The following is an 11,132-nucleotide window of genomic DNA, read 5'->3' on the forward strand; positions in this document are numbered from 1 at the left end:
ATGCGATGGGCGCGGCCCGCGATCTGCGCGGCGCGCCCCGATTCGCCGCCTACGCCGCCGGTCAGGCCGCGGCGGTGGCGCACGTCGCGGCGCACGAACTCGGCGCCGCCGCCTACGCGATCAAGGCGGTGCGCGCGGCGGCTCCGCCGGGGCAAGCGGTCGTCCGCGGTCAGCAGGAATGCCGCTGGCAGCGTGATCAGCTCCCGGACCAGATCCGGGCCCTGGTGCTCGACGACCAACGACTGCGCAACGACATCTGCTGGTCGGTCTTCGACTGCTGACACCCGCTCGAACCGGATTCGGGTGCTTATCAGGGCCGCTGCCCGCCACCATTGCGACTCGAACCGGTTTCTGGTGGTTCTGAGGGCTCCTCGAAGCGACCCAGAACCACCAGAAAGTGGCTTGAAGCTCATCAGCACGCCGGCACGGCCCTGATAACCACCAGAAACTGGTTCGACGCCGCCAAGCCCCGGGGAAACCCGGTCCCGGACCGGCGTCCCTGCCCGAACCTCTACGCTGACCGGATGCAGCGCCGGTTCGCGATCGTCCTGGGCGGCGGCCGGTCCGCCCGGATGGGCCGCGACAAGCGTGCCCTCACCCTGGCCGGACGCTCCCTGCTCGCCCTGGCCGTGGACGCCTGCGCCGCCCGGGACCTGGTGGTCGCGGTCACCCCCGACCTGCCCGCCGACGTTCCCGCCGCCCGGGTGCGGACCACCTTGGAGGATCCGCCGTTCGGGGGTCCGGTCGCCGGCATCGCCGCCGGGATGGCCGCCCTGCCACCCGCCGAACCGGACGACGAGGTGCTGCTGCTGGCCTGCGACCTGCCCCGGGTCGGCGACATCGTCGCCACCCTGGACGCGGCGGAATTCCCCGCCATGGACGGCGTGTGCCTGGTGGACGCCGAGGACTATCCGCAGTACCTGGCCGCCCGCTACCGGCGGACGGCGCTGGCATCCCGGCTGGCCGCGGTCGGCGACCCGCGGTCCCGATCCGTCCGTGGCCTGCTCAGCGAACTGCGTCTCGCACGGGTCCCGGCCCCGACGATCACCGCCGACGTCGACACCCCGGAGGAGGCGGCAGCCGCCGGACTCGAGTAGCCCGGCGGAGCCGGCCTCGACCCGCGAACCGCACACCACGAGGTCCCGGCCTTCAGCCGGCCGAGCTTCTCCAGGCCCGGCAACCCGTTCTTGACAATAGGGTTCACCCAGCTCAACCCACACTGAACGCGTTGCTCAGCAGGTCCCTACGCAATTCTCCCCGTGGCCCCGGACGCCGACCAGGTCAAGACTGACAGTGCTGCCCGACGGGAGCCCCCGCGGACCGCGTTAGGTGCGTCGCCTGCCCGAGGAGGCTCGTCGTGTCCGGATCCATCGAACTGCCCGGCAAGAAGCTGCCCGGTACGAAGCGGAAGGTCAGCAGCCAAGCCGGGCGTGTCCGGCCCATCGTCACCCGGCCCGTCCTGGACCCGCGAGTGCCGATCGAGCGCATCGATCCGGTCTGGCGCATCCCGATCGAATTCCCCGACCTGGGCGGCCTGGCCGTCCCGGCGCCGACGCCGATCGAGGTCGAGCACAGCTTCGAGGTGATCCGGTCGGTCGACCTGGTCTCGCTGGTGGTCAGCACGTCCGGCTTCGACCTGGACGCCGGCGTGCTGACGGTGCGCGGCGAGGGTCCCGGCCGGCTGATCTACACGCTGCCCTTCCAGCACCTGGGCGAGCGGGCCTTCTACGAGGGGCTGCCGGCGCCCGAGCCGAACCCGCTCGATCCGGCCGGCAAGCCGGTCCCGACCAGCGGCGGCGAGGAGGTTCTGGACAAGACCCAGCCGGTGCCCGGCATCCCGGCCCGGGCCAGCCGGCTGGTGCTGGAGGTGCCGGCCGGCGAAACGGTGCAGGTCAGCACCGCGTCCTTCCTGGCCGCCCTGGGGCGCTACCCGATGGCGGTCCATCCGCTGGCCACCCCGGGACCCGTCCGAGCCGTCACCACCGTCGATCCCGGGCTGATCCAGGTGCTGGCCAACGCCGGGCTGATCCAGCCGCCGGACGACGACCCGCCCGGTCCGCTGACCGAACTCCACCCGGCCGACACGGTCGCCGGCCTGTCCCAGCTGGCGAGGACGCTGGCCCAGGTGCGCGCCACCCTGGCCGGGCCCGACCCCCGCACCCCGGTGGCGCAACTGGTCACCGACTGGCGCATCCCGTCCCGCCGGGTGCCGCCGATCTTCCGCAATCCGGAGAAGCTGAGCCGTCCCCCGGGGCTGGCCGAGACCGCCATCGAGGCACCGTTCCGGCTGGTCATCTCGCCGTCCGGCGACAGCGGCTGGACGCACGCCGACGAACCCGTCCCGGACGCCTCCGGCACCGCCGTCGAGCTGTGGCACACCCGGCTCGGGCACCGGGCGGACGGCACGGTCACCGAGAGTCCGGAGTGGATCCGCGCCATCTGGGCCCGGGACCGGGAGAAGCACCCGGACTGGGCCACCCAGGAACTCAGTTCGGTCGAGGACCCGTTCCGGATGTCGCTGAACCCGAAGGACCGCAACATGCTGGTCCGGCAGTCCAGCGAGACCTGGGCCCGCGACCGGGTCAAGATCACCGACCCGACCCCGGTGGACGCCACCCGGCTGTACCTGTCCAGCCTGGGAGCCTGGCTCGACCTGCACGGGCAGTGGGCGACGATGCCCTGGTCGCAGCACCAGCTGGCGTCCATCCTGTCCTGGGATCACCAGGCCCCGATGGGCCGCGACCAGTACGTCCGGGTCGCCTACCCCGGGTATCTGTTCCCGTTCGGGCACCGGGCCACCCTGGTCAAGGTCACCGAGCGCAAGATCAAGGACAAGGCCGACCCGAAGGCCGCCCTCTACCAGCGCAAATTCCTGGTGGTCGGTGAGCCGGTGAAGACCTACGCCGCCCGCAACCTGCCGTTCAAGCGGGTGGAGATCGTGCCCACCATCACGCCCACCCTGTCCCCCGACCCGGGCACCGGGCAGGACAGCTTCTTCGTGCCCCAGGTCGGCGGCGCCCCGTTCCAGTTCGTGCTGCACTGCATCGATGCCGACGACCGCGAGGTGAAGCTGCCCACCCCGCTGGTCTGGGTCGCCGAGCACTTCGCGCCGCCGTTCCCGCCGAACAGCGACCCGGTGAAGGCCTTCACCGACCTGGGCGAGGTCAACGGCCTGGGGCAGAGCATCGCCTTCGCCCCCTCCGAACCGGGCGGGGTCGACAACGCCGTGCCCACCGTCGGACTGGCCTTCACCGGCGAACCGCAGCTGGGGACGTCCACCCCGAGGCTGGTCACCGCACGGGCCACCGTCCCGGCCGTGGAGCGGATGAAGCCGACCGGTCCGCAGCAGATCCGCTATGCCCAGGCCTGGCTGGACAACGGCTTCGAGGCCGGCAACAGCGGCCAGGTGTGGGCCGAACTGACCGCGCCGACCACCCTCGGCTTCGGCTCCGGCGGCGCCTCCACCGGCGGCGCCGGCGGCTTCATCGCACCGTCGCTGCCGATCGCGGGACTGTCGCGGAAGTCCGGCCCGGTCGGTGACGTCGCCGGGGCGTCCGCGGGTGACTTCGACCCGGTGGCGTTCCTCGGCGCCGCGCTGCCGAAGCTGTTCGGCTTCGTCTCGCTGATCGACATCCTGGACGCCGTGGGCGTCGATCTGCACGACGCCCCGGCCCTGGTCAGCGAGTCGCTGGCCAAGGTCGAGGCGCTGATGGCCGACCTGAAGAACCTCAAGCAGGCCGTGCTGGACGCCGCCGCCCAGGCGCAGCAGGCGCTCACCCTGGCCCAGCGGACCGCCGACGACCTGGTCGAGCAGGGCCGGGACGCGCTGGCGAACGAGGTGCTGGCCAAGGCCAATGACGCGCTGAACTCCGCCCAGGACCTGGTGAACAACGTGATCGCGGCCGCGGACGGGGTGCTGCAGGCGATCATCGACGCACCGGGCGACCTGGCGTCCGCTCCCGGCAAGCTGGCGACGGCGCTGAACAACCTGGCCGCCGCACTGACCGCGGTGGAGACCGCCGCCGCGAAGCTCACCCCGCTGGCCCGGAACCGGCTCACCGCGCTCACCACGGTGCTGCGCGCGGCGGCGTCCGATGCCGCGATGGTGCAGTCGGTGCTCGACTTCGTGCAGGGCATCGCCACCGCGGTCACCGAGGCCCGGTTCTCCTATCGCTGGCAGCCGAAGCTGAAGTCGCTGATGGTGGCCGGCAAGCCGCTGCTGGAACTGCCCGAACGCGGCCTCACCCTGGCCGTCGAGGGCCAGGCCGGCGAGCATCCGAAGGCCGACATCCTGGCCGAGTTGCGCGGCTTCGCGCTCACCCTGCCGCCCGGCGAGCCGATGATGCGGCTGCCGTTCGACCACCTGATGTTCAAGGCCGGCAGTTCCGGCAAGGTCGAGGTGGACGCCGCCGTCGGCAACCTGGAGTTCATCGGCATCCTGAGCTTCATCGAGCGGATCAAGCAGCTGATCCCGCTGGACGGCTTCTCCGACCCGCCCTACGTGGACGTCTCGCCCGAGGGCGTGGTGGCCGGCTTCACCCTGGAGCTGCCGAACCTGGCGATCGGCGTGTTCAGCCTGTCGAACATGTCGCTGGCGGCCGACGTCCGGGTGCCGTTCCTGGGCGACATCGTCTCGGTCGGTTTCGGCTTCTGCACCCGGGAGCGTCCGTTCAACCTGGCGGTGCTCTGCCTGGGCGGCGGCGGCTGGTTCGGCATCCGGCTCTCCCCGCGCGGCCTGGAGGTGCTGGAACTCGGCTTGGAGGCCGGCGCCTACCTGTCGATCAATCTGGGGGTGGCGTCCGGATCGGTGTCGATGGCGCTCGGCATCTATCTGCGGATGGAGGCCGACAAGGGTTCGCTGACCGCCTACTTCCGGCTGCGCGGCGAAGTGGACGTGCTGGGCCTGATCAGCGCCTCCATCGAGCTCTACCTGTCGCTCACCTACGACTTCCCCAGCGGCAAGATGATCGGTAAGGCGGTCATCACCGTGAAGGTGAAGGTGCTCTGTTTCTCGGCGTCGGTCGAGATCTCCTGTGAACGCAAATTCGCCGGCAGCAACGGCGACCCGACATTTGCCGAAGTCATGGGCGTGCAGCCCGACTTCACCTCGCCGCTGTGGTCCGAGTACTGCCTCGCCTTCGCCCAGGAGTGAAACATGCGTGAACTGTTCACCGTCGTCGCACTGCCCTATTCGTGCGATCCGGACGCCGATTTCCACCTCTCGCTGTTCATCTCCCCCGACATCGAGGTGGACGACCCGGGCGACCCGCTCGCCGTCACCGAACTGTTCCTTCACTGGACGAAAGCCCTGGCCGGAGCCCGCTTCGTGGTCGAGGACCAGAACGGCGAACTGGAATGCACGCCGCTGCCGGGGAAGATCGAGGAAGGCCTGTGGGAGGAGGTGTTCCCGGAGCACACCCCGGTCACCAGCTACGTTCCGCCGGACTGGAAACAGCACCCGTGGCGCACCTTCCGGCCCGGCCTGACCACCGGCGTGGCCAAGGCGGTGAATCTGTACTCGACGATGGCGAACGGCGTCGAACCGCCCACCGTGCAGCAGGTGCCGTGGTTCGGCACCGAGGTCTTCCGGGCTTTGGCCGGCGACGGACGGCACCAGAACAATCCGCTGGAGATCGTCGGCCGGTTCGAGACCCAGCAGACCGAACGGTTGGACGCCGCGGTCCGCGAACGCGTCCCGCTGGCCGAATTCGGCGACCCGCGGGAGTATTTCGACGTCCGTCCGCAACTCGACGATGCGCCCGGCGGGGCCGGCATGGCGACCGCGCAGTTGGCGCTGCACCAGGCCCGCCGGTTCTACTCCCACCCGGAGGAGGAGACCGACTACCGGCGGCGTCCGGAACCTGACAATCCCGGCCCGCCCTCGCCGGAGAAGCAGATTCCCGACTTCCACGCCCGGGTGTCGCTGATCAACGACCACGGACCGCTGCAGCGCAAGCTGGGCCTGGTGGTCGACGTGAAGGCCGACACCGCACGGCTGCTGAAGAGCGAATGGCTGCTGGGCCGCGTCCTGATCGACGGACGCGAGGACGCCACCAAGGTGGTCCGGGTGGCCTGCCGGGCCGTCGGCACCGCCCTGGTCACCCGCGCCGAGGACGAGCGGGCCTGGATCAACGGACGGCTGCCGGTCGGCAACGCCGACGCCTTCGACCTGCTCGACGTCGATCCGGACGGCGCGGCGTTGAAGACCGAGCAGTACCTGTCGTCGTATCTGCGCAACGCCGCCGCGGCGTTGCAGGGGGCGCCGGTGAACGCGGCGCCGCCGGCGATGCGGTCGACCGGGCTCACCCTGGCTCGGCGCGGCAACGCCGCCAGCACCGCCTCGGCGATGGAACGGCAGCGCACCGTGCTCGACTCGGTGCGCGGCCAGCCGGAGAGCCTGCCGGCGCCGGACGCCCCGCTGCTGGTCACCGAGGACGTCATGCAGGGCGTCCGGATCGAAGTGCACGACGACGTGACCCGGCTGTGGCGCTCGCTGCATCAGGTTCGCGTCCGGGCCGACGTGGTTGACGGACGCACCCTGGAGTTCGACGACGTCGCGTTCCTGCAGGAGACCACCGCCACCCACTCCGGCGCCGACCAGGCGCCGGTGCACGTCCACGAGGCCGTGTTCGGCTGGGACGGCTGGAGCCTGTCCGCGGCCCGGCCGGCGCTGCCGGTGGTCAACGAGGGCGGCGCGGAGAAGGTGGTGGCCGACCCGCAGCCGCCGGCCGACCCGTCCACGCCGGTGGTGATCGAGCGGCGCGCCACGCCGGGTTCGCTGCCCCGGCTGCGGTTCGGACGCCACTACAGCTTCCGGGCCTGGGGCGTCGACCTGGCCTGCAACTCCCGTCCGCACCGGATCGGGCCGACCGACGACGGCGGCGCCGAGCCACCCGTCGAGGACGGGGCGGAGCCGAAGGTCCGGGTGACCGCCGACCTGACCGGGTTGCGGGACTTCACCACCACCTCCGTGCAGCGGCTGCGCGCCGGCATCGCCCAGGTCGCGCCCGCCGTCCAGGCCATCGAGCCCGGCTCCGGCGAGTCGGGTCTGCGGTTGGCCGAGGTGCTGCCGCAGATCGTCGGACGGCTCCAGGTGGTCCGCGGCGAGCAGGCCGCCCGGCCGGCGACGTCCGCGGTGGCCGAGGTGCGCAGCGCGCTGGCGTCCGGGCTGGAAGCCGACGATCTGGTCCCGGCGGCGACCGCGGTGCTGAACCCGGCGGTGGTGGCGTCCGGGTTGGAGTTGAATCCGGACCTGGCTGCGCTGTTCGGCGTCGAGCGGCTGGCGATCACCCCGGAGGTGGCGTACCTACGGTGGCAGCCGGTGCCGCCGCCGGCGATCGTGCCGCGCCGGCAGTACAGCGAGGGCGAGTCGAACCAGGTGCTGGTGATCCGTTCCGGGGTGGAGCAGGATCCGGTGACGCTGGCGGTCAGCCACACCGATCCGACCGGCTATGCGGCGGCGCATCCGGACCGGTTCGACAGCTGCGAGCGGCATCTGGTGCCGCCCAAGACCAGCCAGTTCGAGGCCGAACTGCACCACGCCTTCGACGACGCCATCGCCTCCGGTGACCCGGCGGCGGTGAACCGGTGGCTGCACGCCGCGATCCGGGAATCCGGGACGTTGTTCGACCTCGACCTGCCGCGGCTGGACGATCCGTCGATCCGCGACCCGCAGGACGGGGTGGAGCTGGTGCACGGACCGGGGGCGTCGCCGGGCGAGCTGAGGACGCTGCCGCTGCCGCCCGGGGAGGCGCCCGGACCGGGCCAGTACGTGGTGCACGGCACCGACCTGGTGCACACCCCGTACCTGCCGGATGTGCTGGCCCGCGGGCTCGGCTTCGTCTTCCCGGACGCCGGCAAGGACTGGACGATCGTGCCGCCGTTCGGCGTCGAGGGATTCACCGCCCGGTATCCGGGCGCACTGGCGTCCGAGAACGAGGCGGGAACCTGGCCGGCGATCGACGGCTACCGGCTGGTGCTGAACGGTGCCGCCGAGCTGGGCGCTGCGGTGGAACCGCACCTGATCACCCTGTCGCTGCCGCTCGGCACCGCGCTGCGCACCCGGCTGTCGTCCACCCTGGCCTTGGACGATCTGGAACTGATGGGGGTGTGGCGGCAACTGCCGGAGAGCGTCCGGCGACTGCCCGGGGTGGCCCGGGGCGCCGCCAACGGCTGGCTGTGGGCACTCACGCCAGCCGAGTCGCTGACCCTGGTGCATGCGGTGCCGCGTCCGGTGCGGGCTCCGGAATCGGTCGCCTTCACCGTCTTCCGAGCCAGGAACGCCACCAACGCGATGCTGATCGGCGGCATCGAGCTGCACGGGCCGAGCACCGACTCGCTGATCGTGGACGCCCGCTGGGACGAGGTGCTGGACGACCTCTCCAACCCGGCCTGGCACACCTTGGCCAACCAGCGGCAGGTGGCGGCCAGCACCGCGATCGAGCCGTGGGAGGACGTCGCGGTGCTGGCCGGCGGGCATGCCGACACGACCTACGACGACGCCGTCATCGGGCATCTGCGCACCCATCAGGCGGTGCACGAGTTCGGCGACACCAAGCACCGGCTGGTGCACTACCGGTTCCGGGCCACCACCCGGTTCCGGGAGTACTTCTCCCCCGACGAGCTGGCCCCGCTGCCGGCGTCCGACGACCCGGCGCTGCCGATCGACGACGGCCGCAGCACGGTCAGCGCCGAGGTGGACGTGCACGTGCCGAACACGTCGCTGCCGGCGCCGCCGCTGGTGCATTCGGTGATTCCGCTGTTCCGCTGGGAGGAGGGCACCGAGCCGGCGCAGCCGATGGCGCGGCGCCGGACCCGGCGGTGCGGCGTCCGGGTGTATCTGGAGCGGCCGTGGTTCACCACCGGCGCCGACGAGCAGGTCGGTGTGGTGCTGGCGATCGGCGACCGGCCGGAGACCACCCGGGTCAGCCAGTGGGGCGGCGACCCGTTCTGGATCGGCAGCGCCGTCGACGACCGGGAGGCACTGCAGCTCACCCAGTTCCTGGCCGCGGTGGGCTGGGACGACTACGACGCGGTCGCCGGGCCGTCCGGGAAGCCGGAGCAGTACCCGAGCGCGGAGGATCCGGGCGTGAAGGTGTGGGTGGTGCCGTACCGTCCGCAGTACAACGAGGAACGTCGCAGGTGGTTCGTCGACATCGGCTTCCCGGCCCGGTTCTGGCCGTTCGTGCAGTTGGCGCTGGTCCGGTATCAGCCCTACAGCGTGACGGGTTGCCACATTTCCAAGCCGGTGCTGTGTGACTACGTCCAGATTCCGCCGGAGCGGACGGCGTCGGTGAGCCGGACGGCGGAGGGACGCGTCCGGGTGCTGGTGTCGGGACCGGCAGGTTTGCACGATCTGCCCGCCGGCGGCGGGCTCTCCCCGGCCGGCATGATGGTGCCCGATCGGAGCGCCGCGCTGCTGCTCGGCGTCGGTGCCAACCGGGTGCTGCGGGCCAAGCTGCAGACCCGGGATGCCGGTGCAACGTCCGACCTGGCCTGGCGGACGCTGGACCAGACCGACCTGGTGTTGCGCGGCTACGCCGGTTCGCTGGCGAACCTGGTCTGGACCGGCGAACTGGACGTCCCCGAGGGCCTGCCGTTCACCCGTCCGACCACCCCCGGAACCCATCGGGTGCGGATCGAAGAATGGGAGACCTTCGTCGGCGACCCCGAAGACCTCGGTGACCGCGCCAGCCCACCCACCCGAGAGAACCGGCTGATCTACGCCGACGAATTCGAGCTGGGCTCAACCTGACCGCCGGGGACGGTTCTCGACGGTCGGGGACGGTTCTGGACGGTTGGTTTTCGAACGTCCGGGGACGGTTCTCGCTGGTCGGGGACGGTTCTCGACGGTTGATTTTCGAACGTCCGGGGACGGTTCTCGCTGGTCGGGGACGGTTCTGCACGGTCGAAAATCGTTGGTTGGGGACGGTTCTTGCGTTGTTCAGGTGGTGTCCGGGGTCGTCCGGCCCTGCTTTCGGATCGTTCGGAACGCTGCTTGGGTGTTTCGGGGTGGATCTTGTGGCGGTGTTGAGGTTGTTGGGATGGCGGGTTGAGGTTGGCCGGGCAGAGTTCTTCTTGTGCGGGGGGCACAGCCGCCACACTGGCAGGGTTCGGAGTACGGGTTCGGGGGGACCACGGAAACGAACAAGGATCTGGGGGATCTTGTCGGTGGTGGCGAGGGCAGGATTGAGCCGGGTCGGACGGACTACTGGGAGGAGTCGTCCACGACCCGGCTCTCCGCCAATTTTCGGGACCGGTGTGGTCGGTGGTCCGTTGTCAGAACCGTCCCCGAACGGTCGAAAACCAACCGTCCAGAACCGTCCCCGGTGGTCGAAATCAACCGTCCAGAACCGTCCCCGACGGTTGAGAACCGTCCCCAACCAGCGAGAACCGTCCCCAAGCTCAGGCTCGGGTGCGCATCCCCAGTTCCATCCGGGCGATGTGCATGGTCAGGTAGACCACCTCGTCGGGGGTGACCGGGTGTTGCAGCCGCAGTTCCAGCAGCGCCCGGATGCGCAGCGCCAGCTGATGGGCTCGGCTATTGCCCTCGGCGACCACGACGGCGACCGGGGGCACCTCGCCGGCGAGTTGTTTGCCCGCCCGGGCGCGGGCGAAAAAGTAGCGCAGGTGCGTCGCGAACCGGGCCGCGTCGATCGAGTCGGGGTCGAACTGGGCCCCGTACGCCTGCTGCACGGTGTCGAAGATCTGCCGGATCAGCCGGGACTGGACGAAGGTCTGCTCCATGCTCGGGCTGCCGGTCACGGCGTGGAACAGGTGCATGGCCAGGGCGATCGCCTCACCCTGCGGCAGTGGCGTCTCCACCTGGCGGTTCAGCTTTTCCAGCAGCCGCTCGGCGACCTCGAGCTCCTCCGGGTGCAGATGGGCCACCTCGGCGCGCAGCGGGTACTCCATCACCTCGCCGCGGCTGATCCGCTCGATCGCCTGGTGGACGTGATCGGCCGCCGCGACGATGGCGAGCGGCGGCAGCACCGCGTTCAGCTCGCGCATCGCCTCGGTGAACAGCTGCTCGACCATGGTCAGCCGCTCCAGCGGGATGTCGGCGATGACCTGGGCCACCGACGACGGGTTGTCGGCCGGCACGAACCGGCGGACGATCAGCGCCGGGTCGA

At 71.0% G+C, this 11,132-nt stretch carries 5 protein-coding genes; 4 read left to right on the plus strand and 1 reads right to left on the minus strand.

What is annotated here, in order from left to right; all coding sequences use genetic code 11:
* From QM582_RS05165 to QM582_RS05180, 4 genes are all read left to right on the plus strand, one after another.
* The coding region (locus tag QM582_RS05165; RefSeq protein ID WP_415082359.1) for a putative immunity protein at window positions 1–281 on the plus strand (281 nt) is incomplete at its 5' end.
* Between the two features lie 243 nt (window positions 282–524).
* Complete coding sequence (locus tag QM582_RS05170) at window positions 525–1,097, plus strand: molybdenum cofactor guanylyltransferase (RefSeq protein WP_415082360.1); 573 nt, start codon at window positions 525–527, stop codon at window positions 1,095–1,097.
* Window positions 1,098–1,357: 260 nt separating this feature from the next.
* Window positions 1,358–5,152 (plus strand): hypothetical protein, encoded by a 3,795-nt coding sequence (locus tag QM582_RS05175; protein ID WP_415082362.1) that lies wholly within the window; start codon window positions 1,358–1,360, stop codon window positions 5,150–5,152.
* A 3-nt stretch (window positions 5,153–5,155) separates the two neighbouring features.
* On the plus strand, window positions 5,156–9,754 hold the full coding sequence (locus QM582_RS05180) for a hypothetical protein (protein ID WP_415082364.1): 4,599 nt from the start codon (window positions 5,156–5,158) through the stop codon (window positions 9,752–9,754).
* Window positions 9,755–10,404: 650 nt separating this feature from the next.
* Here the strand turns inward: QM582_RS05180 and QM582_RS05185 are convergent.
* A partial coding sequence (locus QM582_RS05185) for a PRD domain-containing protein (RefSeq protein WP_415082366.1) occupies window positions 10,405–11,132 on the minus strand: 728 nt, incomplete at its 5' end.

Source organism: Micropruina sp., from assembly GCF_047607385.1.
In the GTDB taxonomy this organism is placed as follows: Bacteria; Actinomycetota; Actinomycetes; order Propionibacteriales; family Propionibacteriaceae; genus Micropruina.

Bases quoted from the DNA above. Each gene is read 5' to 3' on its own strand.
- QM582_RS05170 (WP_415082360.1), top strand. From the start codon at position 525: ATGCAGCGCCGGTTCGCGATCGTCCTGGGCGGCGGCCGGTCCGCCCGG.
- QM582_RS05180 (WP_415082364.1), top strand. From the start codon at position 5,156: ATGCGTGAACTGTTCACCGTCGTCGCACTGCCCTATTCGTGCGATCCG.